The sequence below is a fragment of the Pseudoduganella sp. RAF53_2 genome, from assembly GCF_052113985.1.
Taxonomy (GTDB): Bacteria; Pseudomonadota; Gammaproteobacteria; order Burkholderiales; family Burkholderiaceae_D; genus Rugamonas.
Window position 1 is genome coordinate 1 of the sequence record NZ_JBFRDW010000953.1, and the last position, 1,519, is coordinate 1,519.

Consider the following 1,519-nt stretch of genomic DNA (forward strand, 5'->3'; position numbering starts at 1 on the left):
ATGCTGTTTCGCTGCGCCGCCTGGCGCGCCGCCGGTCTGCACCGAGTCCGAAGCGTAAGCGTCGCCGGCAGCACCCCATTGCCAGATCACCTTGCCGCTCCAGTCCAGCTCTCCGATGCTCTTGTTACCGAGCCCATTGCCCGCCTGGGCGCCTTTGGCGTTCGATAGTTGCAGCAGGATGTTGCCGCGTGCGCCGCCGGCTAGCGCGGGATCGACCAGCACCGGCGGGAATCCCTCGTGCGGCCACTGGCGCACTTCGTTCCCGTTCATGTCAATCAGGTGGGTCTTCTTATCCTGCCCGCTGAACAGCACATAGCCGTTCCAGGCGCGTTCAGGGTCGTAGCGCGTGACGCCGGTAGGGAAGACACTGGGCGCTGCCATGGCGCTGCAGGCCATCGCCATCATCATGCAGGCCGCAAGGCTACGGTGCAGTGGTGAGGAAAAGGCTGCTGCAGTGGCGGCGATCATGGTGTGCTCCTGTGTGATGGTTGGAGGTTGCATCTTAGGTGCAAGCTTGTCGCGCCGGGAACGAAGCAATTCAGATAACAATATGTGGCGCGGCAGTATTTGCTAATGCGCTCATCCAACTAGAAGAATTTGAGGAAAGCCAAATGAGCGCACTACCGGCACGCCTGGGCCGCACAGCTGAAATCCGTCATGCAGAAATTGGTTATAAGCAATACTGATAACAAGCATTCATAAAAGAAAGTAGACCGGCTGGGTGGGCTGCAGCATACTGAAACCGTCTCCTCTATCTCCTCCAAGGGAAATAGATTTGCCCGCTCCCTGAGCGGGCTTTTTCTTTATTGGGATTGGACGCGGGGCATTGCCACGAACCTTGGTGGCTGCTCCTGGAATCTAAGCCGAAAACCTATGCATCGGTGGACAAATAATCGCGCCAGCTTCGGTCGCGAAGGCAGACCCGGGAAAGACGCCAGCCTGATTCAGGCGGGGAAACGCACCTGATGGACCATGTGGTCAAGGAAGCGTAAGAAGACCATCGCAGGGAAGAGGCGGAAGCCGTACTCCAGGTGCTCAAATCCTATTTGAAGTAAAGCTGCCTACTGCTGGCCATCGTGGAATTGCTGGACCAGGGTCTGCAACGCCGGGCTGACTGCCGCGGGTGCAGTCACGCCCGCCGGGGGCGCGACCCGTACCGGCTTGCTGTTCGCGTTTGCCGAATGCAGGACATTGGCGCCGGCGCCCGGTCCGGCGTTCCATGCGGGAGCGTCCAGATCCTCAAATACCCGTTTCAGCTGCTGGCCCCAGGTGCTGCGGATCATCTGGAAATACTGGTTGCGCTCGTCGATCGTGACGAAACGGGTAACGGCCAGCTTGCCGGCTTCGTACACCAGGAGGTCCAGCGGTAATCCAACCGAGACGTTCGAACGCAGTGTGGAGTCCATGGAAATCAGCGCGCACTTGGCGGCATCATCAAGGGTGGTGGATGGCGTCACTACCCGATCGATGATGGGCTTGCCGTACTTGGCTTCGCCGATCTGGAAATAGGTATTCTCAT

The 1,519-nt window shown here is 59.0% G+C and carries 2 pseudogenes; both read right to left on the bottom strand.

The window, feature by feature from the left end:
* Positions 1-468, bottom strand: a pseudogene (locus AB4Z11_RS31345) (ArsR family transcriptional regulator); the annotation flags it as partial.
* Between the two features lie 593 nt (positions 469-1,061).
* A pseudogene (locus AB4Z11_RS31350) lies at positions 1,062-1,519 on the bottom strand (peptidase); the annotation flags it as partial.